The 25,132-nt window shown below is 69.1% G+C and carries 24 protein-coding genes; 7 read left to right on the top strand and 17 right to left on the bottom strand.

Translation table 11 applies throughout. The features are described 5' to 3' along the window. Nucleotides 1-20 precede the first annotated feature (20 nt). The 9 genes from KF941_RS22440 to KF941_RS22400 all read right to left on the bottom strand — a co-directional run bounded on the left by KF941_RS22440 (nt 21) and on the right by KF941_RS22400 (nt 8,055). Complete coding sequence (locus tag KF941_RS22440) at nt 21-1,019, bottom strand: ABC transporter ATP-binding protein (protein WP_214274558.1); 999 nt, start codon at nt 1,017-1,019, stop codon at nt 21-23. 10 nt (nt 1,020-1,029) lie between these two features. Further along, nucleotides 1,030-1,860: a carbohydrate ABC transporter permease gene (locus KF941_RS22435; RefSeq protein WP_036757746.1), complete on the bottom strand. Its 831-nt coding sequence runs from the start codon at nt 1,858-1,860 to the stop codon at nt 1,030-1,032. A gap of 5 nt (nt 1,861-1,865) precedes the next feature. Next, entirely contained in the window at nt 1,866-2,735 is an 870-nt protein-coding gene (locus tag KF941_RS22430) for a sugar ABC transporter permease (RefSeq protein WP_036757744.1), read from the bottom strand. A gap of 99 nt (nt 2,736-2,834) precedes the next feature. Beyond that, entirely contained in the window at nt 2,835-4,142 is a 1,308-nt protein-coding gene (locus KF941_RS22425; RefSeq protein ID WP_214274557.1) for a sugar ABC transporter substrate-binding protein, read from the bottom strand. A 147-nt stretch (nt 4,143-4,289) separates the two neighbouring features. After that, complete coding sequence (queF, locus tag KF941_RS22420) at nt 4,290-4,754, bottom strand: preQ(1) synthase (protein ID WP_214274556.1); 465 nt, start codon at nt 4,752-4,754, stop codon at nt 4,290-4,292. 17 nt (nt 4,755-4,771) lie between these two features. After that, nucleotides 4,772-5,479 carry a 7-carboxy-7-deazaguanine synthase QueE gene (gene queE, locus KF941_RS22415; RefSeq protein WP_072463690.1) on the bottom strand — a complete coding sequence of 236 codons (708 nt, stop codon included), beginning with the start codon at nt 5,477-5,479 and terminating at the stop codon, nt 4,772-4,774. Next, entirely contained in the window at nt 5,476-5,829 is a 354-nt protein-coding gene (locus tag KF941_RS22410; protein WP_072463689.1) for a 6-pyruvoyl tetrahydropterin synthase family protein, read from the bottom strand. Before KF941_RS22410 ends, queE begins: the two co-directional genes overlap by 4 nt. After that, a complete protein-coding gene (gene queC / locus KF941_RS22405) occupies nt 5,829-6,530 on the bottom strand; it encodes a 7-cyano-7-deazaguanine synthase QueC (RefSeq protein WP_214274555.1) in 702 nt (233 codons plus the stop codon). Before queC ends, KF941_RS22410 begins: the two co-directional genes overlap by 1 nt. A gap of 94 nt (nt 6,531-6,624) precedes the next feature. Continuing rightward, on the bottom strand, nt 6,625-8,055 hold the full coding sequence (locus KF941_RS22400; protein WP_214274554.1) for an alkaline phosphatase D family protein: 1,431 nt from the start codon (nt 8,053-8,055) through the stop codon (nt 6,625-6,627). Between the two features lie 126 nt (nt 8,056-8,181). Between KF941_RS22400 and ligD the strand changes: the two genes are divergently transcribed. Beyond that, nucleotides 8,182-9,090 (top strand): non-homologous end-joining DNA ligase, encoded by a 909-nt coding sequence (ligD, locus tag KF941_RS22395; RefSeq protein ID WP_240540515.1) that lies wholly within the window; start codon nt 8,182-8,184, stop codon nt 9,088-9,090. A 17-nt stretch (nt 9,091-9,107) separates the two neighbouring features. On the opposite strand, the gene KF941_RS22390 is transcribed toward ligD, so the two are convergent. From KF941_RS22390 to KF941_RS22370, 5 genes are all read right to left on the bottom strand, one after another. Next, the gene (locus KF941_RS22390; RefSeq protein WP_036757733.1) at nt 9,108-10,172 is read right to left on the bottom strand and encodes a sn-glycerol-3-phosphate import ATP-binding protein UgpC; all 1,065 of its coding nucleotides are present in this window, start codon (nt 10,170-10,172) and stop codon (nt 9,108-9,110) included. Continuing rightward, complete coding sequence (ugpE, locus tag KF941_RS22385) at nt 10,173-11,036, bottom strand: sn-glycerol-3-phosphate ABC transporter permease UgpE (RefSeq protein ID WP_036757731.1); 864 nt, start codon at nt 11,034-11,036, stop codon at nt 10,173-10,175. After that, nucleotides 11,029-11,910 carry a sn-glycerol-3-phosphate ABC transporter permease UgpA gene (ugpA, locus tag KF941_RS22380; RefSeq protein ID WP_036757729.1) on the bottom strand — a complete coding sequence of 294 codons (882 nt, stop codon included), beginning with the start codon at nt 11,908-11,910 and terminating at the stop codon, nt 11,029-11,031. Before ugpA ends, ugpE begins: the two co-directional genes overlap by 8 nt. A 50-nt stretch (nt 11,911-11,960) precedes the next feature. Then, the gene (gene ugpB / locus KF941_RS22375) at nt 11,961-13,256 is read right to left on the bottom strand and encodes a sn-glycerol-3-phosphate ABC transporter substrate-binding protein UgpB (RefSeq protein WP_036757728.1); all 1,296 of its coding nucleotides are present in this window, start codon (nt 13,254-13,256) and stop codon (nt 11,961-11,963) included. Nucleotides 13,257-13,667: 411 nt separating this feature from the next. Then, entirely contained in the window at nt 13,668-15,722 is a 2,055-nt protein-coding gene (locus KF941_RS22370; RefSeq protein ID WP_214274552.1) for a TonB-dependent receptor, read from the bottom strand. Between the two features lie 148 nt (nt 15,723-15,870). On the opposite strand from KF941_RS22370, the gene KF941_RS22365 reads away from it, so the two are divergent. From KF941_RS22365 to KF941_RS22340, 6 genes are all read left to right on the top strand, one after another. Further along, nucleotides 15,871-16,911 (top strand): ChuX/HutX family heme-like substrate-binding protein, encoded by a 1,041-nt coding sequence (locus tag KF941_RS22365; protein ID WP_214274551.1) that lies wholly within the window; start codon nt 15,871-15,873, stop codon nt 16,909-16,911. Beyond that, nucleotides 16,908-17,786: an ABC transporter substrate-binding protein gene (locus KF941_RS22360; RefSeq protein ID WP_214274550.1), complete on the top strand. Its 879-nt coding sequence runs from the start codon at nt 16,908-16,910 to the stop codon at nt 17,784-17,786. The genes KF941_RS22365 and KF941_RS22360 overlap by 4 nt, the downstream gene beginning before the upstream one ends. Next, nucleotides 17,786-18,862 (top strand): iron ABC transporter permease, encoded by a 1,077-nt coding sequence (locus tag KF941_RS22355; RefSeq protein ID WP_214274549.1) that lies wholly within the window; start codon nt 17,786-17,788, stop codon nt 18,860-18,862. The genes KF941_RS22360 and KF941_RS22355 overlap by 1 nt, the downstream gene beginning before the upstream one ends. Next, nucleotides 18,859-19,632 (top strand): heme ABC transporter ATP-binding protein, encoded by a 774-nt coding sequence (locus KF941_RS22350; RefSeq protein ID WP_072463682.1) that lies wholly within the window; start codon nt 18,859-18,861, stop codon nt 19,630-19,632. The genes KF941_RS22355 and KF941_RS22350 overlap by 4 nt, the downstream gene beginning before the upstream one ends. A gap of 100 nt (nt 19,633-19,732) precedes the next feature. Continuing rightward, complete coding sequence (locus KF941_RS22345) at nt 19,733-20,716, top strand: zinc-dependent alcohol dehydrogenase family protein (RefSeq protein ID WP_214274548.1); 984 nt, start codon at nt 19,733-19,735, stop codon at nt 20,714-20,716. Nucleotides 20,717-20,778: 62 nt separating this feature from the next. Then, nucleotides 20,779-22,545, top strand: coding sequence for an alpha/beta fold hydrolase (locus KF941_RS22340; RefSeq protein WP_214274547.1), 1,767 nt, complete (start codon nt 20,779-20,781; stop codon nt 22,543-22,545). On the opposite strand, the gene KF941_RS22335 is transcribed toward KF941_RS22340, so the two are convergent. From KF941_RS22335 to KF941_RS22325, 3 genes are all read right to left on the bottom strand, one after another. Further along, nucleotides 22,542-23,645 (bottom strand): acetate/propionate family kinase, encoded by a 1,104-nt coding sequence (locus KF941_RS22335; protein WP_072463679.1) that lies wholly within the window; start codon nt 23,643-23,645, stop codon nt 22,542-22,544. The genes KF941_RS22340 and KF941_RS22335 overlap by 4 nt on opposite strands. Further along, nucleotides 23,642-24,610, bottom strand: a complete 969-nt coding sequence (locus KF941_RS22330; RefSeq protein ID WP_279432832.1) for a bifunctional enoyl-CoA hydratase/phosphate acetyltransferase — start codon at nt 24,608-24,610, stop codon at nt 23,642-23,644. The genes KF941_RS22335 and KF941_RS22330 overlap by 4 nt, the downstream gene beginning before the upstream one ends. Before the next feature lie 105 nt (nt 24,611-24,715). Beyond that, nucleotides 24,716-25,087: a response regulator gene (locus KF941_RS22325; protein ID WP_036757709.1), complete on the bottom strand. Its 372-nt coding sequence runs from the start codon at nt 25,085-25,087 to the stop codon at nt 24,716-24,718. Nucleotides 25,088-25,132: the final 45 nt, after the last annotated feature.

The raw sequence follows: 25,132 nt of genomic DNA, 5'->3' as shown, positions 1-25,132 counted from the left end.
CGACCCCGACGGGGCTGCCGTCAAAGCGCCTGCCCCTGCTGATCGAAGCGATAGACCCGGCCCTCCTGCGGGGTCAGCCAGATGCGGTCGCCGTGGTCCACCGGGAACTCGCCCGCCGCTCGCGCGACGATGGGGGTGCCGCCGTCCAGCTCGACATGCAGGAAGGTGTCCGAGCCCAGATGCTCGGCCACGCCCACCGTGCCGGCAAAGGCGCCGTCGGTGGTGGACATGGCGAAATGCTCGGGGCGCACGCCGATGGCATGGGCGCCCAGGCGCGCCGCGGCCTCGCCCTCGATGAAGTTCATGTTCGGGCTGCCGATGAAGCCCGCGACGAAGCGGTTGGCGGGCTTGCGGTAAAGCTCCAGCGGGCTGCCCACCTGCTCGACCCGGCCGGCGCGCAGGACGACGATCTTGTCGGCCATGGTCATCGCCTCGACCTGGTCGTGGGTGACATAGACCATGGTCGTCGCCAGCTTCTTGTGCAGCTCGGAAATCTCGACCCGCATGTTCACCCGCAGCGCCGCGTCGAGGTTCGACAAGGGCTCGTCGAAGAGGAAGGCCGAGGGCTCGCGCACGATGGCCCGGCCGATGGCGACGCGCTGGCGCTGGCCGCCCGACAGCTGGCCGGGACGGCGGTCCAGGTAATCGGTCAGGTTCAGGATGCCGGCCGCGTGCTGGACGCGCCGCTCCTGCTCGGCCGCGGCCATGCCGGCCATCTTCAGCGGAAAGGCGATGTTCTTCCTGACCGACATATGCGGGTAGAGCGCATAGGACTGGAACACCATCGCCAGCTTGCGCTGCGAGGGCGGCGCATGGGTCACGTCCCGCCCGTCGATCATGATCTGGCCCGAGGTCACGTCCTCGAGCCCGGCGATCAGCCGCAGCAGCGTGGACTTGCCGCAGCCCGAGGGGCCGACGAAGACGACGAACTCGCCGTCGTTGATTTCCAGATCGACGCCCGGAATGACCTCGACATCGCCAAAGCTCTTGCGGACCTGTTGAAGCGTGATGCTACCCATGGTTTCCTCCTTATTTCACCGCGCCGAAGGTCAGGCCGCGCACGAGTTGCTTCTGGCTGAACCAGCCGAGGATCAGGATCGGGGCGATGGCCATGGTCGAGGCCGCCGAAAGTTTCGCATAAAAGAGCCCCTCGGGGCTGGAATAGCTGGCGATGAAGGTCGTCAGCGGCGCCGCCCTGGAGGTGGTCAGGTTCAGCGTCCAGAACGCCTCGTTCCAGGCCAGGATGACGTTCAGCAGCAGGGTCGAGGCGATGCCGGGGACCGCCATCGGCGTCAGCACATGCAGGATCTCCTTCATCAGGCTGGCGCCGTCCATCCGCGCCGCCTCGAGGATCTCGGACGGGATCTCGCGGAAATAGGTATAGAGCATCCAGGTGATGATCGGCAGGTTGATGAGCATCAGCACGACGGTGATGCCCAGCCGCGTATCCAGAAGGCCCCAGGACCGGAACAGCAGATACATCGGGATCAGCACGCCCGCGGCCGGCATCATCTTGGTCGACAGCATCCACATCAGCAGATCCTTGGTCCGCTTGGCCGGCTGGAAGGCCATCGACCAGGCGGCCGGAATGGCGATCAGCAGGCCCAAGAGCGTCGAGCCGACCGAGATGATGACCGAGTTCATGAAATGCCGGAAATAGGGCGAGCGGGACTGCACCTCGGCATAGTTCTCGGTCGTCCAGTCGAAGAACAGGAACTTGGGCGGGCTGGCGATGGCATCGGCCTCGGACTTGAAGCTGGTCAGGATCGTCCACAGGATCGGGAAGAAGATCAGCAGCGCCACGCCCCAGGCCAGGATGGTGAAGGTCCAGCGGCGACTATTCGTGACTTTGCGGGCCATGGTTCTTACTCCAGCGTCTTGCCGATCATCCGCATCAGGAAGATCGCGACGATATTGGCAAGGATGACGGCGATGATGCCCCCGGCGGATGCGCCGCCCACGTCGAATTGCAGCAGCGCCTGGCTATAGACCAGATAGGTCAGGTTGGTGGACTGGTAGCCGGGGCCGCCGTTGGTCGTGACTAGGATCTCGGCAAAGACCGAAAGCAGGAAGATGGTCTCGATCAGGATCACCACGGTGATGGCGCGCGACAGGTGCGGCAGGATCAGGTGGGTGAACTTGGCCCAGGTGCCGGCGCCGTCCATCTCGGCCGCCTCCATCTGCTCGCTGTCCAAGGATTGCAGCGCGGTCAGCAGGATCAGCGTTGCAAAGGGCAGCCATTGCCAGGCGACGATCAGGATGATCGACAGCAGCGGATACTGTGCCAGAAAGTCGATGGGCTGCGCCCCCACCGCCTTGGCGAGCCAGGCGAAAAGCCCGTTGACCGGGTTCATGAACATGTTCTTCCACACCAGCGCCGAGACGGTCGGCATGATGAAGAAGGGCGCGATCACCAGGATGCGCACCACGCCCTGCCCGAACATCGGCTGGTCCAGCAGCAAGGCCAGCAGGATGCCGCCGCCGACGGTGATGACCAGCACGCCCCCGACCAGCAGCAGCGTGTTCTGCATCGCCGTCCAGAAGGCGGGATCGGACAGGAAATACTTGTAGTTGGTCCAGCCGATGAACTGTTCCATGCCGGGCGAGAGCAGGTTGTAGCTCTGGAAGCTGAACCACAGCGTCATGGCCAGCGGCACGATCATCCAGCCCAGCAGCAGCAGGACCGAGGGCGCGACCATCAGGCGCGCGAGTGTTTTCTGATGTCGGGTAGCCATCGGCGCGCCTCCCACGCGAGCGATGAGGGTTCGGATTGCGGCAGGGGCCGGGCTTGCCGCCCCCTGCGCCGTTTCGCGGCCGTCAGGCCGGGCCGGGCGTCACTTGGGATAGCCGGCCTTGGCCATCTCGCGCTCGGCGATCTGCTGGGCCATCTGCAACGCCTGGTCGACGCTGGCCTGCCCGGCCAGGGCGGCCGAGAATTGCTGGCCGACCGCGGTGCCAAGGGCCTGGAACTCGGGGATGCCCACCCATTGCGTGCCGATATAGGGCACCTCGACGGTGGTCGGGTTCTTCAGGTCGGCCGACATGATGCTGTCCAGCGTCGGCTTGGCAAAGGGCGCGGCCTCAAGATAGGCGGGGTTCTCGTAAAGCGAGGTCCGGGTGCCGGGCGGGACGTTCGCCCAGCCCTCTTCCGCCGCGACCTGCTCGGTGTAAGCCTTGGATGTTGCCCAGGCGACGAATTTCTTCGCGGCATCCGGCGCGTCGGTCGAGGACGGAACCGCCAGCGTCCAGGCCCAGAGCCACATCTGCGGCTTCTCGCCCTCGGGGGCCAGCGCATAGCCCACCTTGTCGGCAACGGTCGAGTCCTTGGGGTTCGACACGAAGCTGGCGGCCACGGTGGCGTCGATCCACATGCCGCATTTGCCGGTCTGGAACAGCGCCAGGTTCTCGTTGAAGCCGTTCGACGAGGCGCCGGGCGGGCCGGCCTCGTTCATGACGGCGACGTAATCGGTCAGCGCCTTCTTCCAGGCCTCGCCCGAGAATTGCGGCTTCCATTCCATGTCGAACCAGGGCGCGCCGTAGCTGGCGCCCATCGAGGTCAGGAAGGCCATGTTCTCGCCCCAGCCGGCCTTGCCGCGCAGGCAGATGCCATAGACCTCGGCCGATTTGTCGGTCATCTTGCGCGCCGCGTCGAAGACGAAGTCCCAGGTCGGGCGCTCGGGCATTTCCAGCCCGGCCTTTTCCATCAGGTCGGTGCGATACATGATCATCGCGGATTCGCCATAGAAGGGCGCGGCGTAAAGCTTGCCGTCCAGCGACAGCCCCTCGGCGATGGGGGGCAGGATGTCGGCGGCGTCGTAAGCCTCGCCCATGTCCTCGAGCGCGAGCAGCCAGCCCTGCTTGGCCCAGATCGGCACCTCGTAATTGCCGACGGTCACGATGTCGTATTGCCCGCCCTTGGTGGCGATGTCGGTGGTGACGCGCTGGCGCAGCACGTTCTCTTCCAGCGTCACCCATTCCAGCTGGATGTCCGGGTTCGCGTCGGTGAACGGCTTGGTCATCTTCTGCATGCGGATCATGTCGCCATTGTTCACGGTGGCGATGGTCAGCGTCTCGGCCACTGCAGGCACCGCCAGCGCCGTCATGGCGCAGGCCCCCATCAGGCCGCGCAGCATCATGCTCATTCGATTGTCCTCCCCTGCGGATCAGCATTTGCTAATGCGATGGGCAAATGCTCACATACTCGCCGCCAAGCTGTCAAGCGAAATCGGCGCGGCCCGATACTCCGGGACCGCGCCGACCGATAGTTTCTTGCAGGGATGGGTGGGGGTTCAGCCGCGGCCGCGATAGGGCGGCACGCCCTGGTCGGGGATCCAGACCGCCTCGGGCATGGGGCCGGTCTGCCAGAACACGTCGATGGGCATGCCGCCGCGCGGATACCAATAGCCGCCGATGCGCAGCCAGCGCGGCGCAAGGAACCCGGCCAGCCGCCGGCCGATCGAGACGGTGCAATCCTCGTGGAAAGCGCCGTGATTACGGAAGCTTCCAAGGTAAATCTTCAGCGATTTCGATTCGACCAGCCAGTCGCCCGGCACATAGTCGATGACCAGATGCGCGAAATCCGGCTGCCCCGTCATCGGGCAGAGCGAGGTGAACTCGGGCGCAGTGAAGCGCACGTTATAGGCCACGTCGGCCTGCGGGTTCTGCACCCGCTCCAGCTCGGCCTGGTCGGGGCTTTCGGGCAGCCGGGTGGCGCCGCCCAATTGCTTGAGGCCGCTGTAGATCGTCTCGGTCATGGTTTCCCTCCGGGATGTCAGACGCCGCGCCGGTTGCCCCAGATCAGGACATGCAGCTGCGGCAGGATGCGCGGTTTCAGCCAGCCGCGGCCGACCGTGTTCTCGACCAGCCACAGCAGCCGGTCGGCCAGGGCCTGCGGATCGACCGGCAGGGCGGGGTCGGTCTCGGGGTTGCCGGGTTGCAGGTAAAGCGGCAGGTCGGGATGGCGGGCCGCGACCTCGTGCGCCCAGTCCAGGTCGGCCTGGTCGAAGATCACGATCTTCAGCACCCGCTGCCCCGCGCCCTCGCCCGCCTGCACACAGCGGTCGAAGGCGTCCCAATCGACCACCTGCCCGCTCGACGGCGGTTTCGGCGACAGCACCAGCATGGCGAGATCCGCGAACCAGGGCTGCGCGACCGAGCCCTGCGTTTCGCAGGCAAAGCGATAGCCGGCCGCCCGCCCCAGCGCGATCAGCGGGGCGAAGTCCTGGATCGCCGGATTGCCGCCCGACAGCGAGACGGTCAGCGGCTGGCCGCCGGACAGGCGCCGCACCTCGGCCCAGACCGCCTCGGCGCTCATCGGCCGCCATTCGTGGCGGTGGCGGCTCTCCACCGCGTGCGGGCTGTCGCACCAGACGCAACGATAATCGCAGCCCCCCGCCCGGACGAAGACCGTGGGCTCGCCGATCAGCGCGCCCTCGCCCTGGATGGTCGGGCCAAAGATTTCCGCGATGCGCAGCGTCATGGCCGATACTCGGCCCAGGTCTTGGGCGTTTCCGAGACCCGGACCGCCACCGTCTCGGGCCAGCGCGCCTTGCACCAGTCATGGAAATGCCGCGCCATGTTCTCGGCGGTCGAGGGGCCGTCCAGCACCTCGTTCAGGTGGCGATGGTCGAAATGCGTGTCGATGTAATGCTTCAGCGGCGCAAGCTCGTGATAGTCGCGCACGAAACCGTCGGCGTTCAGTTCCGCGGCGGCCAGCTCGACCACCACGACATAATTGTGCCCGTGCAGCCGGGCGCATTGGTGGTCCGGCGGCAGATGCGCAAGCTGGTGCGAGGCCGAGAAATGGAACTCCTTCGCGATGCGGAACATCAGGCCCGCCCCCGTTCCGCAATGGCCTGCCGCCAGAAATCCGCATCCTCATAGGCGGTCGGGTCGGGGATGCCGGCCAGGTGGAAGGCCTCGCGCCGCTCGACGCAGGTGCCGCAGCGCCCGCAATGGACGGCCCCGCCCTTGTAGCAGGACCAGGTCTCGGCAAAGGGCGTGCCGTGGCGCGCGCCCTCGGTCACGATGTCGGCCTTGGTCCGATGCACGAAGGGGGTCAGCAGCCGCAGCTGCGCATAGCCGTCGAGCGCGGCGTCCTGCATGTGCTGGAACGCCTCGGTGAAGGCGGGGCGGCAGTCGGGATAGATGAAATGATCGCCGCCATGCACGGCGGTCGCCACCGCCTCGTCGCCCATCGCCGCCGCCATGCCGAAGGCGATGGTCAGCATGATGGCGTTGCGGTTCGGGACCACGGTGATGCGCATGGTTTCCTCGGCATAATGCCCGTCCGGCACCTCGGCCCCACCGGTCAGGGCCGAGCCGGTCAGCACCGCCCCCACCCCGCGCATGTCGATGACGTGATGCGGCACGCCCAGCCGCCGGGCGGCGGCGGCGGCAAAATCCAGCTCCTTGCGGTGGCGCTGGCCGTAGTCGAAGGAGATCAGGCGCGTCAGGCTCCCTTGCGCCGCGACCATATGCGCCAGCGACACGGAATCGAGTCCGCCCGAGCAGACAACTGTCGTCTTCATGATGTGACCCTTGTTTTGATGACCGGGTAGGCTGCGACCGGTATGGGCGCCCGACATAGCGGGCTTTGGCGGGCGGCGCAACCGCCCGCCGGCGTCAGTCGGACAGATCCAGCGCCGGGGTATCGCCGCTGTCCTCCAGGTGCCAGACCGCCTGCCAGCGCCCGTCCTGGCGGGCCAGGGTCAGGTAGTTCCGTTCCGCCACATAGCGGTGGCGCTGGCCGGGCAGCGGGTGGATGCGGATCGGATGGCGGGGCAAGGGCGCCTCGCCCAGCCCCGCGAACAGCCCCAGCGCGCGGGCATAGGCCTGCGGCGGCGCGCGATGCGAGATGCCCGAGGCGACCAGCTGATGCACCCGCTGCGCATCCGGCCCCATGACGGCGCGGGTCGCCAGATGGATCTCGCCCGACAGCGCGGTGACATGGGCACGGGTGCGCCATTTCAGCACCTCGCCCAGCATCCGCCGCCATTCGGCGCGATGCGCGCGGCTTTGCCACTGGTCGCGCAGGTCGTCCTCGTAATGCTGCATGCGCGGCATGGCCATCATCACCCGCTCCAGCAGCGACAGGCGCGGACCCAGCAGCGGCACGCTGGAGACCAGGAACACCTGCTCGCCCTGCGGCGCCAGCGCCTCGACCGCCTGCCAGCCGGCGGGCCCCATGATGCGATGGCGGTGGCGCTCGGACCGCAGGTCGGGCGCGGCGATGGTCAGGCCGGGCAATTCGCGCTTCCAGCTGAGGCTCGCGCCCGAGGCATCCAGGAACAGCTCGGGAATGTCGCTTTCGACCGCGCCGTGCTGGAACAGCAGATAGGTTTCGCGCGCGACGGCGAACAGGGTCTGGCCCACGGCCGAGCGGCTGCGCTTCTCGGGCAGCGAGCCCCAGCCGTCGCAGATGTCATGGTCGTCCCAGACCGACAGCGCCGGCACCTGCGCCGCCATCGCGGCATAGCCCGGCGCCTGCAGCACATGCAGATAGCGGGCGACGAAGCGGCGGCGCAGATGCGCGGCCAGATCGGCAAGCTGGGCGGGATCCTCCACCTGCGGCACCTTGTCGGGCCAGTCCTGGCTCAGCGGATGGCCCTGCGTCGCCTCGTCGGCATAGATCTGGTCGCCGCCCTGCAACAGCAACGCAAAGGGCGCCTGGGCATGGTCGCGCGCCAGCCGCGTCCACATCAGATTGCGCTCGGCGCCGTCGCGGTCCAGGTCGCCGTTCTCCTCGCCGTTGCAAGAGACGAAGGCCAGGCGCAGGTCGCCCGACAGATCGGTCGCAACCGCATGAAAACGGCCCTCGAACTCATAGCCGCGATCCGCCGGGGTCAGGGTGAAATCGTGGCGCCAGGCGGCGATGCCGGCGATCTCGGCGATGCGGCGCGGCGGGATTTCGCTGCCGGACAGGCGGATCGGCGGCGGCGCGGGCTCGTCCTTCGGCCGGATGACGATGGCCGCCAGCCGGATGCCCTGCCCCGCCATGCCGCGGAAATGCAGGATCGGCCCCGCCCGGCCGGGTTGCTGCGCCTCGTCCATCATTCAACCTATCCCTTTCGCATTGCAGCGAGGGATATAGGTGCGGCGCGGCCAAGCGCAAACCGGACCGGCGGCGAACCGCGGCCCCGGTGCCGGCGTTGGTCCCGAAAGGCAGCGCAGGAGCCGGCGATGACCGAGCGGATCGAAGGCGTGACCATCTCGCATCCCGAGCGGGTGATCTTTGACGATGCCGGGCCGGGCAAGGCCGGGCTGACCAAGGCGGGGCTGGCGCGCTATTACCAGCGGATCGCGCCGCTGATGCTGGAAGAGGCCGCGGACCGCCCGCTGTCGCTTCTGCGCCTGCCCGACGGGATGGCGGGCGAGCGGTTCTTCCAGAAGCACCCCGGCAAGGGCTTTCCCAAGGCGATCCGGCAGATGCGGATCACCGAAAGCGACGGCGAGGATGCGGCCTATGCCTATGTCGCCGACGCGGCCGGGCTGGTCGCCGCGGTGCAGATGGGCACGGTCGAGTTCCACATCTGGCCCGCCCGCCGCGACCGGCTGGAGCGGCCCGACCGGCTGGTCTTCGACCTCGACCCCGACGAGGGGCTGGGCTTCGACGCCGTGCGCAACGCCGCGCTGTCGCTGCGCGGCCGGCTGCTGGACCTGGGCCTTGACCCTTGGGCGATGCTGACCGGCGGCAAGGGGGTGCATCTGGTGGTGCCCCTGCGCCGCAGCATCGGCTGGGGCGATCTTAAGCGCTTCGCCCGCGGCTTCGCCGCGCTTTGCGCGCAGGACGAACCGGACCGCTATACGGTGGAACTGGCCAAGGCCAGCCGCAAGGGCCGGATCTTCATCGACTGGCTGCGCAACGAGCGCGGCTCGACGGCGGTGGCGCCGTTTTCGGTGCGGGCGCGGCCGGGCGCCCCGGTGGCGGCGCCGGTCGGCTGGGACGAGCTGGCCGGGATCACCACCGCTCGCGCCTTCGACACCCAGGCGGCGCAGGAACGCGGCTGGGCCGGCGTGACGCGCAAGCCGCAAGGCCTGACCCGGCCGATCTTCGCCGCGCTGGACAAGGCGCTGGCCGGGGCCGGCTGAGCCCGGTTCAGCCCGGTTCAGCCCTCGATGCGCCGGCCGTCTTGCGCATCGAAGAAATGCAGGTGCCCCGGATCGGGCGCCACCTCGACCCGGTCGCCGCGCGCCAGCCCGCTGGTGCCGGGCAGGCGCAGCACCAGGGGCACGTCCGAGCCCTCGATCATGCCATAGCCGAAGGCATCGGCGCCCAGTCGTTCGACCGAGCGCAGCACGACCGGGATCGCCGCCTCGCCCGGCGCGGCGGGCCGCAGATGCTCGGGACGCAGGCCAAGCCGCAGATCGCCGCCGCGCGGCAGGCCCGGCAGCGGCAGCACCGCCCCGCCGGGCAGCGTGGCCCGCCCCTCGGCCGCCGAGACGGTGAAGATGTTCATCGCCGGCGAGCCGATGAAGCCGGCCACGAATTCGCTGGCCGGTCGCTGATAGACCTCGAGCGGCGTCGCGATCTGCTCGGCCACGCCCTTGTTCATCACGATCAGCCGGTCGGCCAGCGTCATCGCCTCGACCTGGTCATGGGTGACGTAAAGCGTGGTCTGGCCGGTGCGCAAGTGCATCTCCTTGATCTGCAGGCGCATCTGCACCCGCAGCTTGGCGTCGAGATTCGACAGCGGCTCGTCCAGAAGCAGCGCGGCGGGCTCGCGCACCAGCGCCCGGCCCATGGCGACGCGCTGGCGCTGGCCGCCCGACAGCGCGCGCGGCTTGCGGTCCAGATAGGGCTCCAGCTCCAGCATGGTCGCGGCCTTGGCGACGCGGGCCTCGATCTCGGCTTTCGGGAGCTTCGCGATCTTGAGCCCGTAGGCCATGTTCTCGCGCACCGACATATGCGGATAAAGCGCGTAGTTCTGGAACACCATGGCGATGTCTCGCTGGCGCGGCTCAAGCTCGTTGACCACCTTGCCGCCGATCTCGACCGTGCCGGCGCTGATCGCCTCGAGCCCCGCCACCATGCGCAGGAGCGTGGACTTGCCGCAGCCGGACGGCCCGACGATCACCACGAATTCGCCGTCGGCGATCTCCATGGTGATGCCGTGGATGACCTGGTTTCCCGCATAGCTCTTGCGGACGTCGTTGAGCAGGATGCGGGCCATCTATTTCTCCGTCTCGACCAGGCCCTTGACGAACCAGCGCTGCATCAGCACCACCACCAGGATCGGCGGCAGGATGGCCAGCACGCTTGTGACCATCACGAGGTTCCAGGGCGTATCGGCATCGGCAAAGGAGATCATCTTCTTCAGCGCGATGACGATGGTGTTCATTTCGTTGGAATTGGTGACCAGCAGCGGCCACAGGTATTGCGTCCAGCCATAGATGAACTGGATCACGAAGATCGCCGCCACATTGGTCAGCGACAGCGGCCACAGGATGTCCTTGAAGAACCGCCAGGGCCCGGCGCCATCGACCCGCGCCGCCTCCAGCAGCTCGTCCGGGATGGTCATGAAGAACTGCCGGAACAGAAGCGTCGCGGTGGCCGAGGCGATCAGCGGCAGGATCAGCCCCGGATAGGTGTCGATCAGGCCCAGGTCGACCATGACCTTGTAGGTCGGCTGGATGCGCACCTCGACCGGCAGCATCAGGGTGATGAAGATCAGCCAGAAGCAGGCCATGCGCAGCGGAAAACGGAAAAAGACGATGGCATAGGCCGAGGCCATCGAGATCGCGATCTTTCCCAGCGCGATGCCCATGGCGACGATGGTGGTATTGGCCAGAAGCCGCCACAGGCTGACCCCGCCGATGCGGCTGATCCCGCCCGAGAAGGCGTCGGAATAGTTCCGCGCCGCCTCGGGTCCGGGCAGCAGGGGCAGCGGCGGGCGCAGGATGGTCTGCACCGAATGGGTCGAGGCGACGAAGACGTAATAGACCGGAAAGGCCACCACGATCACGCCCAGCACCATCCACAGATGCGCCAGCAGCCGCCCGGCGCCGCGCGCGGCCAGGGGGGAGGGTTCAGCCATAATGCACCCTCCTTTCGATGAAGCGGAACTGGAAGGCGGTCAGCGCGATCACGATGATCATCAGGATCACCGATTGCGCGGCGCTGTCGCCCATGATCAGGTTCACGAAACCGTCGTTATAGACCTTGTAGACCAGCGTCTCGGTCGCCTTGCCGGGGCCGCCGCCGGTCACGGCATGGATGATGCCGAAGGTGTCGAACAGCGCATAGACCGTGTTCACCACCAGCAGGAAGAAGGTCGTCGGCGCCAGCAGCGGGAAGGTGATGGTCCAGAAGGCATGGCGGCGCGAGGCGCCGTCGATGGCCGCCGCCTCCAGCAGCGAGCGGGGGATCGCCTGCAGGCCGGCGACGAAGAACAGGAAGTTGTAGCTGATCTGCTTCCATGTCGCGGCCGCGACCACCAGCGCCATCGCCTGTTCGCCGTCCAGCAGCGGGTTCCAGTAGATGCCCATCTGCCGCAGCGGCCAGGCCAGCGTGCCGAAGCTGGGGTTGAACATGAACAGCCACAGCATGCCGGCGATGGCGGGCGCCACCGCATAGGGCCAGATCATCAGCGTGCGATAGAACCCCTTGCCGCGGACGATCTTTTCCGCCTGCACCGCCAGGAACAGCGCGATCGCCATGGCGCAAAAGGCGACCAGCACCGAAAACACCACCGTCACCCGGACCGAGTTCAGGTAGTTCGGATCGCCCAGCACCTTGCGGAAATTCGCCAGCCCGACGAAGGTCGTCTTCAGGCCAAAGGCATCCTCGCGCAGCACCGACTGGCGAAAGGCCTGCGCCGCCGGCCAGTAGAAGAAGATCAGCGTGATCGCCAGCTGCGGCGCCAGCAGCAGCCAGGGCAGCAGCTTGTGCGGAAAGACCGTGCGTCTCATCCGTCCCCCTTGTCGCATCGGGCGGGCGCCGGAACGCCCGCCCCTTGGCCTCAGCCGCCGGCGGCCTCGCGGATGGCGGCATTGCCGCGCTCGGCGGCGTTCTTCAGCGCCGTGGCCGCATCCTGCTGGCCGGCCAGCATCTTTTCATACTCCTCGTTCTGGATGTCGCGCAGCTGCGGCAGGTTCGGCGCGCGCACGCCCTTGGAGTTCTCGGTCGGCTGCTTGCCCATCATCTGCAGGATCGGCGTCTCGCGGCCGGGGTTCTGCTGGTAGAAATCCGAGCCCTTGGTCGCCTCGTAGGCCGCCATCGTCACCGGCAGATAGCCCGATTGCTCGTGCAGGTATTGCTGCACCTCGGTCTGGGACAGGTAGTTGAAGAAGGCGGCGACGCCCTTGTAGGTCTCGTCCGACTTGCCGCCCATCACCCAAAGCGAGGCGCCGCCCGGCGTGGTGTTCTGCGGCGCGCCCTCGGCGGTCTCGTCATAGGGCAGCTGGCCGATGCCGTAGTTCATGCCCGACTTGACGATGTCGCCAAGCCCGCCCGAGCTTTCGGTCAGGATGCCGCATTCGCCCGAGGTGAAGTTCTGCTTGGCCTCGCTGGTGCGGCCGCCATAGACGAAGACGCCCTCCTTCGCCAGGTCCGCCAGCTCCTGGAAATGCTTGACGAACAGGGGCCCGTCGATCTTCAGCTCGGGCGTGCCGGCCAGGCCGTTCTCGTTCGTGCCCCAGCTGACGTTGTTCCAGGCGGCGAAGTTCTCGGTATGGATCCAGGTCAGCCAGGTCGAGGTATAGCCGCAGGTCGCCGCCCCCGATTCCTTGATCTTGCGCGCGGCGGCCCAGACCTCGGCCCAGGTCTTGGGCGGGTTCTCGACGTCCAGCCCCGCCTTTTCGAAGATGTCCTTGTTGTAATACAGGATCGGCGAGGAGGAGTTGTAGGGGAAGGACAGCATGTCCCCCTCGGGCGTCGAGTAATAGCCGACGATGCCGGGCAGATACTGGCTCTTGTCGAATTCGTAGCCGCCTTCCTGCAGCACCTCGGCCACCGGCTTGATGGCGCCCTGCGCGCCCATCATGACGCCGGTGCCCACGTCGAAGACCTGGATGATGTCGGGGGCCTGGCCCGCGCGGAAGGCGGCGATGCCGGCGTTCAGCGTTTCGGGATAGGTGCCCTTGAAGACGGGCTTGAGTTCGTAATCGGCCTGGCTTGCGTTGAAATCGCCGGCGATCTTGGTCACCACCTCGGCATTGGCGCCGGTCATGGCGTGCCACCACGAGATTTCGGTCTTGGCCTCGGCCGCGACGGGCAGCGCCATCAGCCCTGCAAGCCAGAATGGGGTTTTCTGCATGGTATCCTCCGAGTCGTGCCTTGCGGCGTCATCGTTCCCGGACGGCAGCAGCTGGGCCAGGGCCCGCCATGCGCCATCCGCCTCCCTGTGCGGATTTGTCACCTGCCGGGGGCCGGGGTGTCAATTCGCAACTGGTCGGTTTGGTATGGCAGGCGGCAGGCAAGCACCGCGCCGGAAACAGCGGCTCTGTGGCATGGGTTTGTGAAAATCCAATGACAGCAATGGGTAAAATCCATCTCTTGAGGTGATTTCCGACCGCCCGCCCCTTGTCGGCAGCAAGAGGACGGCGCCGGTTCCGTCGCGTAAACCGCCGGGGGGTGGCAGGGTCGCATGGACGGCCGCAGCCGGTGCGGGGCATGAAATCGGCCGGCCGCCAGGGCCGGCCGTTCCGGTGACTGCCCGAAAGCCCCGTCAGAAGCTGCGCGAGACCGACAGCTTGAAGTTCCGCCCCGGCGCCGGGCCGCTGAGCCAGGAGGCGGGCGTATAGTCGCGGTCGGTAAGGTTGTCGACGCCGAGATGGACCTCGATCCCCGCCGCCGCCCCGGCTTGCGGCGCCCAGGTGGCAAAGACGTCATGCACGCCGTAGCCGGCGCGATGTTCGCCATCCGCCTTGTCGCGGCCCTTGGCCAGGGTGCTGCGCAGGCCCAGGCGCCAGGCGTCGCTGGCCTGCCAGATCGCCTGCAAGGTCACGCGGTCGTTGGGCAGCGTGTCCAGCACCGTGCCGTCCTGGTCCTTGCCATCGACGACCGAGACCGCGGCGCCCAGTTCGAAGGCGTCGATGCTGTAGGTCGCCTCCAGCTCGCCGCCGCGCAGATAGGCGCGGTCGATATTGACATAGGCGGGCGTGGGCGCCGCCGCCCCGGTGCGCACGATCATGTCGTCGATATGGTTGCGGAACAGCGTCAGCTTCATCACCGCCTCGTCGCCCTCGGCAAAGATGCCCGAGCCGCGATAGGAGACGCCGGCCTCCAGGTTCTTGCCCTTTTCGTCCTTCAGGTCGGGCGAGGGCGCGCCGCCCATATAGGTATCGAACAGCTCGTCCGCCGTGGGCATCCGGTTCACGAAGGCGGCCGAGCCGAAGACCGACCAGTTGTCGTCCAGCCGCCAGATCGCGGCCAGCTGCGGCTCGAAGGAATCCGAGCTGTAGCGGTCGTCGGTGGCCGTCACCGATGCCTTGGGCTCGATGCGCTGGCGGTCATAGCGCAGGCCGGTGTTCACGGTCAGGTCGCCCCACGTAACCTCGGACAGCGCAAAGGCGGACCAGAACCGGGTGATCCCCTCGGGATGCGAGGACGAGGGCACGCGCGAGGAACGGTCCTGCCGCGACAGCTCCATCCCCGCGGTCAGGTGGTGGTCATAGCCGGCGCCAGACAGGTCGGCGGCGTTCTGCAGCCGGAACTTCCACAGCCGGTAGTCGCGCCGGCCCAGCAAGGACGCCATGATCGGCTCGGCGGGGTCGTCGCCCTGCTGCACCTCCTTCATGGTGTTGGTATAGGACAGCGTCGCCGTCAGATCGACATAGCGGTTGTCCTGCGGGTTCCAGCCCCAGGTCAGCCTGGCCGTCTGGTCGCGCGTGGTGATGTCGCCCACGCCCCAGGAAAAGCCGGGATAGAACAGATCCCTTTGCGCCCCGTTCAGCTGGTCGAAATCCTGGTCCTCGCCCTTGGCCTCCAGGTGCTGATAGGACAGGGCGACATAGTGGTCGCCGAAGCTCTTTCTTGCCTTCAGCAGCAGGTTCGGCGTCTTGGAGTTCGAGCGGATCGTGGTGTTGCCGTCCGCATCCTTGGTATCGCCCAGCTTGCGCCAGGCCAGCGCCGCCAGCGCCTCGAAGTCATGGCTGGGCCGCCAGCCAAGCGCGATGCTGCCCAGCACCGTGTCGGGATTGCTGGCATAGCCCAGCTTGGCCCGGCCGCCGAAGGTCTGGCCCTCGGCGATCAGGTCGCCCGGCTCGATGGTCTCCATGGCGATCACGCCGCCAAGCGCGCCGGCGCCGTAAAGCGTGGACGAGCCGGGACCGCGCAGCACCTCGACCTGGCGCAGGAAGTCCGGTTCCACGAACAGCGCGCCCTGGCGATAGGATTCGTAGAACTTCTTTTCGCCGTCGAGCAGCTGCACGATGCCCGCCTCGGACGCCGCCTGCTCGCTGGCGCCGAAGCCGCGGATGTTGAACCCCTGCCCGAAGAAGCTGCCCGAGCCGACGCCGGCGACGCCGGGCACGGTCGCCAGCACCTCGCCGATATGGCCGGGGTCGATGTCCTGAAGCTGCTGGCCGTCGACCACGGAAACCGATTGCGGCACCTCGGAAGCCACCTTGGGCTTGCCGGCGCGCAGCACGATCTGGTCCAGCACATAGGCGGTCTGCGCGGACTGGGCCTCGGCGCGTTCCTGCGCCAGCAGCGGAGCGGAAAAGAGAAGGGTGCAGGCACTTCCGGCCAGAAGCGCGCCGCGAATCGGATGGCGTGGCATGTGATCCCCGTCGTCATGTCGTGAAGTTTACGGCTGGCCACGGGGCTGGCATCTTGCGCCGGTTAAAATATTCTTAGTAAAATTGTCAATGATTCCTTGCATCTTCCCGGTCCGAACCGGGCATGCAACAGCAGCGAAAGGCACCGCGATGACCGACCATTCCCCCGCAGAGCTGCGCCGCATCCTGGCCGAGGACGGCGGCCGTCCCTTTGACCTGGCCGAGCGGCTGGGCGTCCCCGAGGCGGCGCTGGTCGCGGCGCGGGTCGGCCATGGCGCGACCCGCATCGACGCCCTGCCCGGCCGGCTGATCCCGCAGGTGCAGGCCCTGGGCGAGGTCATGGCGCTGACCCGCAACCGCTCTTGCGTGATCGAGAAGGTCGGCACCTACAACGATTTCCACGACGGCGAGCATGCCGCCATGACCGTGGACCCCGAGATCGACCTGCGCATCTTTCCCCGCCATTGGGTCCATGCCTTCGCCGTCGAGCAGCAGGCCGAGAGCGGCATCCGCCGCTCGGTCCAGGTCTTCGACGCGGCGGGCGACGCGGTCCACAAGATCCACCTGCGCGAGGGCTCGGACCTGGCAGCCTGGGAGGCGCTGTGTCGCGACCTGGCGCTGGCGGACCAGTCCGACACCGCCCGCTTCGAGCCGCGCACGCCGGTCGAACCGCCCAGGGCCGGCGCCGAGCGCGCCGATGCGCTGCGCCGGGAATGGGCCGACATGACCGATACGCATCAGTTCAACATCCTGATCCGCCGGCTCAAGATGAACCGGCTGGGCGCCTATCGCATCGCCGGCGCGCCGCTGGTGCGGCCGCTGGCGGTCGAGGCGGTGCCGGCGCTGCTGGAGCGCGTCCATGCCGATGGCGTGGGGGTGATGTTCTTCGTCGGCAACATGGGCTGCATCGAGATCCATTCCGGCAAGATCCATTCGCTGAGGCCCATGGGGCCGTGGCTGAACGTCATGGACCCGCGCTTCAACCTGCACCTGCGCGGCGACCACGTCACCGAGGTCTGGGCGGTGGACAAGCCCACCAAGCGCGGCCCGGCGATCTCGGTCGAGGCCTTCGATGCCGAGGGGGCGCTGATCTTCCAATGCTTCGGGTTGCGCCCGGAAAAGGGCGGTAATGCCGAACAATGGGCGGCGCTGGTCGCCGGCCTGCCGGCACTGGCCGAGGCGGCGGAATGAAACGGCTGGCGCTTGCCCTGGTCCTGCTGGCCGGCCCGGCCGGCGCAGAAGGCCACCCCGAGGCCCGGCGCGTGCTGTCGCTGGGCGGCTCGGTGACGGAAATCGTCTATGCGCTGGGGGAAGAGGCGCGGCTGATCGGCCGCGACACCACCTCGAACTGGCCGCCCCAGGCCAATGCCCTGCCCGATGTCGGCTATGTCCGCGCGCTGTCGCCCGAAGGGGTGCTGTCGGTCTCGCCCGACCTGATCATCGCCGAAGAGGGCGCGGGCCCGCCCGAGGCGGTCTCGGTGCTGCAATCGGCCGGCGTGGCCTTCGTCAGCGTGGAAGAGCGCTATGACGCCGAGGGCGTGCTGGACAAGGTCGATGCGGTGGCCGAGGCGCTTGGCGTGCCGGACAAGGGCCGCGCCTTGCACGACAAGCTGGCGGCCGACCTGCAAGCGGCGCTCGGCCGGGCGCAAGCGGTGGCGGGCGAGCCGAAAAAGGTGCTGTTCGTGCTGTCGCTGCAAGGCGGGCGGGTCATGGCCGCTGGCGCGGACACCGCGGCGGACGGCATCATCCGCCTGGCCGGGGCGCAGAACGCCTTGCAGGGCGTCGAGGGCTACAAGCCCGTCACCGACGAGGCGGTGATCGAGGCCGCGCCCGACGTCATCCTGATGATGCGCCGCGGCGACGAACAGGCGGATGCGCAGGCCAATGGCGGCAGCAGCCACACCGCGGCGAAAGAGGCGGTGCTGGCCATGCCGGCGCTGGCCCAGACCCCGGCGGGCCGCGCGGGCGCGGTGGTGATGATGGACGGGCTGAAGCTTCTGGGGTTCGGTCCCCGCACCGGCGAGGCGGCGGTCGAGCTGCACGACCTGATATACGCGGGGTCGTGATGGTGGCCGCGACGCCCGACCTTCGCCCCGGACGGCTGGAAGGCGACCGCAGCCATCGCGCGCGGCGCCTGGGGGTGTTCCTGGCGCTGCTGCTGGCGGTGGTCGCGGTGATCTCGCTGGGCTGGGGCGCCTCGGGGACGTCGCTGGCCCGCGCGCTCTCGGACCTGCTGGCGGGGCGCGAACTCGCGGTGCAGGACCGGGTGGTGCTGCTGGACATCCGGCTGCCGCGGGTGCTGATGGGCATCTTCGTCGGCGCCTCGCTGGCGGTCTCGGGCGCGGTGATGCAGGGGCTGTTCCGCAACCCGCTGGCCGATCCGGGCATCGTCGGCGTCAGTTCCGGCGCCTCGCTGGGGGCGATCCTGGCCATCGTGCTGGGCGGCGCGCTGCCCGGCTGGGTGGCGGCGTTCTTCGGCTGGTATCTGGTCCCGGTCGCCGCCTTTGCCGGCGGCTGGCTGACCACCGTGGCGCTTTACCGCATCGCCACCCGGCGCGGGCGCACCTCGGTCGCGACCATGCTGCTGGCCGGCATCGCGCTGGCCGCGATCATGGGGGCGCTGGCCGGGCTGGCGATCCTGCGCGCCAACGACCGCGAGCTGCGCGACCTGACCTTCTGGGGCCTCGGCTCGCTGGCCGGGGCGAACTGGCCCAAGCTGCTGGCCGGGGCGCCGATCATGGCGCTGGCCCTGCTCTACGCCCCCTGGCTCGCGCGCGGACTCAATGCGCTGGCGCTGGGAGAGGCGGCGGCCGGCCATGTCGGCATCCGCGTGCAGAAGGTCAAGAACCGCGCCATCCTGACCGTCGCCGCCGCCACCGGCGCCGCGGTCGCGGTCTCGGGCGGGATCGGCTTCGTCGGCATCGTCGTGCCGCATCTGTTGCGGCTGGCCAGCGGGCCGGACCACCGCTGGCTGCTGGTCAACTCGGCGCTTCTGGGCGCGGTGACGCTGCTGCTCGCGGACATGGTCAGCCGCACGGTGATCGCCCCGGCCGAGCTGCCCATCGGCATCGTCACCGCCGTCATGGGCGGGCCGTTCTTCCTGTGGATCCTTCTGCGCAACCGCGGGGTGCTGGACCTGTGAGCCTGATCGCCAGCGACATCCAGGTCAGCCTTGGCCGCAAGCAGATCCTGCACGGCGTCTCGGTCGAGGCGCGGGCGGGCGAGATCACCGCCATCGTCGGGCCGAACGGCTCGGGCAAGACCACGCTGATGCGCAGCCTGACCGGGGAACTCGCCTGCCGCGGGGCCGTCACCCTGAACGGGCACGACATCGCCGCCCTGTCGCCCGAGGAACTGGCCCGGCGCCGTGCCGTGCTGCCGCAGGCCGCCGCCCTGTCATTTCCCTTTACCGTGGCCGAGGTGGTGCGCATCGGCGTCGAGGCCCGCGGCGAGCGCGCCGATGCGCTGGTGCCGGCGGCGCTGGCGGCGGTCGATCTGCCGGGCTTTTCCGGCCGTCTCTACCAGGAGCTTTCAGGGGGCGAGCAGCAGCGGGTGCAGCTGGCCCGCGTCCTGGCGCAGGTCTGGCAGCCGCTGGACGCGGACGGCCCGCGCTGGCTGATGCTGGACGAGCCGGTCAGCAGCCTCGACATCGCCCATCAGCTGACGGTGATGCGGCTGGCCGCCGATTACGCCAGGGCCGGCGGCGGCGTGGTCGCGGTCATGCACGACCTGAACCTGACCGCGCTTTTCGCGCAAAAGCTGGTGCTGATGAGCGGCGGCCGCGTCCTGTGCCAGGGCCGCCCCGACGAGGTCTTGACCGACGAGGCGCTGTCCAGCGCCTATGGCTGCCGGCTGCGCGTCAATGCCGTGCCCGACAGCGGCATCTGGGTGCTGCCGCACGCGGCGGCGTGACCGGTCGGGCCGAAAGACCCGCGACCAAAGGCCACGCCCATTTACAAGCCCGCCCCGGCATCCGCATATTGGACATGACCCCGCTGTTGAGAGATGCCCGATGCATGCCATGCTGCTGCACAGGATCGGCGCGCCGCTGGTCTGGACCGAACTGCCCGACCGTGACCCCGGTCCGGGCGAGATCCGGGTCCGCGTCCTGGCCTGCGGGGTCTGCCGCACCGACCTGCACGTGGTCGACGGCGAATTGCCCGACCCGGTGCTGCCGATCATCCCCGGACACGAGATCGTCGGCCGGATCGAGGCGCTCGGCCCCGGCGTTACCGGCCTTGCCCTGGGCCAGCGGGTCGGCATCCCCTGGCTGGGCCACGCCTGCGGCGCCTGCCCCTATTGCCGCGACGGGCGCGAGAACCTGTGCGACGCGCCGGGCTTTACCGGCTACACGCGGGACGGCGGCTATGCGACCGCGGCGATCGCCGACGCGCGCTTCGCCTTTCCCCTGGGCGAGGCCGGCGAGGACGTGGCGCTGGCGCCCCTGCTTTGCGCCGGGCTGATCGGCTGGCGCGCGCTGGTGATCGCGGGCAAGGCGCCGCGGCTGGGGCTTTACGGCTTTGGCGCGGCCGCCCATATCATCGCGCAGGTGGCGGCGTGGCAGGGCCGCGCGGTCCATGCCTTCACCCGCCCCGGCGACCTGCGCTCGCAGGATTTCGCGCGCCGGCTGGGCGCGGTCTGGGCCGGCGGCTCGGACCAGCCCCCGCCCGAGCCGCTGGATGCAGCGATCATCTTCGCCCCGGTGGGCGAGCTGGTGCCGGCGGCGCTGAGCGCGGTGCGCAAGGGCGGCCGCGTGGTCTGCGCCGGCATCCACATGAGCGACATCCCCGCCTTTCCCTATGCGCTGCTCTGGCACGAACGCCAGATCGCCTCGGTCGCCAACCTGACGCGGCAGGACGGGCTGGACTTCCTGTCGCTGGCGCCCCGCATCGGCATCGCCACCGAAACCACGACCTATCCGCTGCGCGAGGCCAATCGCGCGCTGGACGACCTGCGCGCCGGCCGCTTCGACGGCGCGGCCGTGCTGGTGCCCTGAGCCGCCCGCCGGGCGCGGCCGCGCCCGGCCAGCCCCTCTCTTTCCGACCGGGATCTGCTGCCATGAAGGAAACGGCGAATACCCTTGCAACCGGCCCCGTCCCGACCGATGCCGGCCCCTTTCGCGCCATCGACCGGCTGCGCGAGGCGATGGCCGCCGGCTTCGGCACCGGCGTCTCGCCGCTGGCTCTTGGCATGGCGCTGATGGACTGGTCGGCACATCTGGCCGCCGCGCCGGGCAAGCGGCTGGAGCTGGCCGACAAGGCCGCGCGCGAGACGGCGGCGCTGCTGGCCCATGCCGCGGCGCTCGCCGCCGATCCGGCGGCCGAGCCGGTGATCCGGCCGCCCCCGCAGGACCGCCGCTTCGCCGCCGCGGCCTGGCAGAACCCGCCCTTCAGCCTCTGGGCCCAGGGCTTCCTGCTGGCGCGGCAATGGTGGCAGGAGGCGACGCGCGACGTGCCCGGCGTCGATCCGCATCGCCAGAACCTGCTGTCCGCGATGGTGCAGCAATGGCTCGACATGGCCTCGCCGGCGAACCTGCCCTTCACCAATCCCGAGGTGATCGCCCGCACCCTGCAGACCGGCGGGCTGAACCAATGGGTGGGCATGCGCAACTGGGCCGAGGACATGGCCCGGCTGGCCGCCGGCAAGCCCCCGGTCGGGGCCGAGCAGTTCCACGTCGGCCACGAGGTCGCGGCAAGCCCCGGCAAGGTGGTCTATCGCAACCACCTGATCGAGCTGATCCAATACGCCCCCGCGACCGACACCGTGCTGGCCGAGCCGGTGCTGCTGGTCCCGGCCTGGATCATGAAATACTATATCCTCGACCTTTCGCCGGAAAACTCGCTGGTCCGGCACCTGGTCGGCGCCGGGCACACGGTCTTCTGCATCTCATGGCGCAATCCCACGGCCGAGGACCGCGACCTGACGCTGGAGGATTACCGCAGCCTGGGGGTGATGGCGGCGGTGGATGCGATCGCGGCCATCCTGCCGGGGCGGGGCATCCATGCGGCGGGCTATTGCCTGGGCGGCACGCTGCTGGCCATCGCGGCGGCGGCCATGGGCGGGGCGCGGGACGACCGGCTGGCCAGCGTCTCGCTGCTGGCGGCGCAGACGGATTTCGCCGAGCCGGGCGAGCTGGGGCTGTTCATCGACCACGACCAGCTCAACAGCCTGGAAAGCGCGATGCGGCAGCGCGGCTACCTGACGGCCGAACAGATGCTGGGCGCCTTCCGCTTCCTGCGCTCGAACGACCTGATCTGGTCGCGCATGGTGCGCGCCTATCTGATGGGCGAGCGCGAGCCGATGACCGACATGCTGGCCTGGAGCAGCGATTCGACCCGGATGCCCTATCGCATGCAGGGCGAATACCTGCGCCGCTTCTACCTGGAAAACGCGCTGGCCGGCGACCGGCTGCTGGCCGACGGCCGGCCCGTGGCGCTGCGCAACATCCGCGCGCCGGTCTTTGCCGTCGGCACCGAAGAGGATTACGTCGCCCCCTGGCGCTCGGTCTATCGGCTGCACTGCCTCAGCGATGCCGAGCTGACCTTCGTGCTGGGGGATCGGGACCACCTGGCGGGGATCATCCTGGACCCGGCCGGGCCCGGCCATCACCGCATCGCCACCCGCGGGCGGGACGGCACCTGCCTGCCGCCCGACGACTGGCTGCACGCCGCCGCGCTGCGCGAGGGCTGCTGGTGGCCGGCCTGGACCGACTGGCTGGCGCGGCATTCCGCGGCCGAGCGGGTGGCGCCGCCGGGCATGGGCGCGGCCGCCGCGGGCTATCCGGTGCTGGAGGACGCGCCCGGCAGCTATGTCCGCCAGCGCTAGGCCAGCAGGGCGGCGGCCTCCATCGCCATCATCCGCTCCTCGTTGGCGGGGATGATCAGCGTCGCGAAATCGCCCAAGGGCGCCATGCGGCGCAGGATCGCCTCGCGCACCGGGGCGGCGTTCTCGCCGATGCCGCCGGTGAAGACCATGGCGTCGATGCCGCCCAGCGAGACCGCCATGGCCGCCGCCGCCTGCGCGCATCTGAGCGCGAAATAGTCCAGCGCGAAACGCGACTGCGCCGAGCCATCCGCCAGCAGCGCCGCCACATCGTTCGACTTGCCCGACATGCCCAAAAGGCCCGAACGGTTATAGATCAGATCCTCGATCTCTTCGGGCGTCATGCCGAAGCTGCGCTGCATCAACAGGATCGCGCCGGGATCGACGGCGCCCGAGCGCGTGCCCATGGGAATGCCGTCCACCGCGGTCATGCCCATGGTGGTATCGACGCTGCGCCCCTGATGCATGGCGCAAAGGCTGGCGCCATTGCCCAGATGCGCGGCGACCACCCGGCCCCGGTGCAGGTCGGGATGGTCGCGCGCCAGCACCTGCGCCAGCCATTGATAGGACAGGCCGTGAAAGCCATAGCGGCGCACGCCCTGTTCGAACAGCGGCTCGGGCAGGGCGAAATGGGTGAAAAGGGCATCGCGCCCGGCATGGAAGGCGGTGTCGAAACAGGCAAGGTTCGGCACCTCGTCGCCCACCAGCCGGCGGGCGGCGGCGATGGCGGCCAGCCCGTGCGGCTGGTGCAGCGGCGCCAGCGGGATCAGCGCCGCCAGATCCTCCAGCACCTGCGGCGTGACCGGGGTCGAGCGGACATAGCGCGTGCCGCCATGGACGATGCGATGCGCCACCGCCTCGATCCGCCAGCCCTCGTCATGGGCGTCGATGAAATCCAGCACGGCCTGCATGGCGGCGGCATGATCGCCGCCCGCGACCGGGCCGCGGAACTCGGGCCCGCCGGCCAGCCGGGCCGCCAGCTCGGCATCCGCGCCGATCCGGCTGACCGCGCCGCGCGCCAGAAGCGCCAGCCCCTCTCGCGCGAAGACCCGGAACTTGAGGCTCGACGAGCCGGCATTCAGCGTCAGGATCGCCGGGGTCATTTCACCTGCCCCAGCCGGCGCGCCTCGGCCATCAGCACGGCCAGCGCGGTGGACAGCATCCGGGCGCGCACGGAATCGGCGCGGCTGGTCAGGACGACCGGCACCCGCGCGCCCAGCACGATTCCCGCCGCATCGGCGCCGCCCATGAAAACCAGCTGCTTGGCCAGCATGTTGCCCGATTCGATGTCGGGCACCAGCAGGATGTCGGCCTGCCCCGCCACGGGCGAGACGATGCCCTTTTCCCGCGCCGCCGCCGGGCTGATCGCATTGTCGAAGGCCAGCGGCCCGTCCAGATCGGCGTCCTCGATCTGGCCGCGATCGGCCATCTTGCACAGCGCCGCCGCGTCCAGCGTGGCCTGCATCTTGGGATTGACCGTCTCGACCGCGGCAAGGATCGCGGCCTTGGGCCGGGCCGGGCCCCACAGCACGCGCCAGAGCACGATGGCATTGTGCAGGATGTCGGCCTTGACCATCAGGTCGGGGGCGATGTTGACCGCCGCATCGGTGATGATGAAGGGGCGCGGATAATCCTCGGTCAGCATCAGGAAGGCGTGGCTGATCCGCCGCTCGGTGCGCAGCCCGCATTGCGGGTGGATCACCGCGCCCAGCAGCTCGTCGGAATGCAGCGAGCCCTTCATGATCGCGCCGACCTGGCCGGTCGCGGCCATCTGCGCGGCGCGGGCGGCGGCGGCGTGGCTGTGTTCGGTATCCACGATCTCATAGGTGTCGGGGGCCTGCCCCGCCTCGGTCAGCGCGGCGGCGATGCGGGCGGCGGGGCCGACCAGCACCGGCTCGATCAGCCCGGCCGCGCGCGCCTCTTCCACCGCGTCGAAGACGGTATGGCTGACCGGGTGGACCACGGCGGTGCGCAGCGGCGGCAGACCGGCGCAGCGGTCGATGATGGCTTGATAGGCGTCGGTCATCGCTATCCTCCGTGCTGGCGCGGATCCCGCGCCCCCGAGGATCCCGATATGCCGGCGGGAGGCAAGGGAAAAGCGGCGTCCCGCCGCAAGCGCCGCGGGAAAGGCCGGCCCGCTGCGACGATCCGGCGCGGGGGCCGGCGTCGGCGGTCAGCCGGTGCGGTCCAGAAGCCGGGCGATCTCGGCCCGCAGTTCCGACAGCTCGAAGGGTTTGGCGATGAAGCCGTCGGCGCCAAGCGCCAGCCCCTTGCGGCGTTCCACCACCGAGCCGCGGGCGGTCATCAGCAGCACCCGCACGTCGCGCAGGCCGGGGTCGGCGCGCAGCGCCTCGACGATCTGGTAGCCCGAGATGTCGGGCAGCATGATATCCAGCAGCACCAGGTCGGGGCGGTTGGCGCGGATCTCGTCCAGCGCGGCGGTGCCGCCGGCGATCCGCCTGTAGCTGTGGCCGGCCCGCGCCAGCAGGAACTCCAGCGCGGCGGCGATATTGTCCTCGTCCTCGACGATCAGGATATGGGCCATCACCCCCTCCGAAGGATCGGACACCGAAGCCGGGCCAGGCGGGTC

This window comes from Paracoccus sp. pheM1, assembly GCF_018499825.1.
Lineage (GTDB): Bacteria > Pseudomonadota > Alphaproteobacteria > Rhodobacterales > Rhodobacteraceae > Paracoccus > Paracoccus versutus.
Note: the sequence above shows the minus strand (reverse complement) of the source record. Positions and strands in the feature narration are given on the sequence as shown.